2 tRNA genes are annotated in these 421 nt (G+C 48.0%); both read right to left on the bottom strand.

Going from position 1 to position 421, the window contains the following annotated elements:
• Positions 1-92: 92 nt before the first annotated feature.
• Positions 93-168: transfer RNA gene (locus GHO41_RS29565), tRNA-Ala, on the bottom strand.
• A 30-nt stretch (positions 169-198) separates the two neighbouring features.
• A tRNA-Ile gene (locus GHO41_RS29560) sits at positions 199-275 on the bottom strand.
• Positions 276-421: the final 146 nt, after the last annotated feature.

Below are 421 nucleotides of genomic sequence, written 5' to 3'. Positions count from 1 at the left end.
AAAGAACGATCTAATCAAAAGATCAGAAATCAACATTCACCATCGTTTGATGGAATGCTCATTTCTAAGCTTTACGATGCAGAAGCAGTTTATGGTGGAGCCAAACGGGATCGAACCGTTGACCTCCTGCGTGCAAGGCAGGCGCTCTCCCAGCTGAGCTATGGCCCCATATTTCTACAGGTACTTTCCACACAAAATTGGTGGGTCTGGGCAGATTCGAACTGCCGACCTCACCCTTATCAGGGGTGCGCTCTAACCAACTGAGCTACAGACCCAATTTCGAGCTTGCAACTGTTAGCGTGAGCTATCAGCTTGTAGCTTAAAGCTGCTTCTATCGTCTTCTTCAATGAATCAAGCAATTCGTGTGGGAACTTATGGAGCAGCTGATGTCGTCGATTAAGGAGGTGATCCAGCCGCAGGT

Origin of the sequence: Pseudomonas sp. FSL R10-0399 (assembly GCF_009600165.1) — a bacterium.
Classification (GTDB): domain Bacteria; phylum Pseudomonadota; class Gammaproteobacteria; order Pseudomonadales; family Pseudomonadaceae; genus Aquipseudomonas; species Aquipseudomonas helleri.
This window is presented reverse-complemented; position numbering and strand designations above follow the sequence as displayed.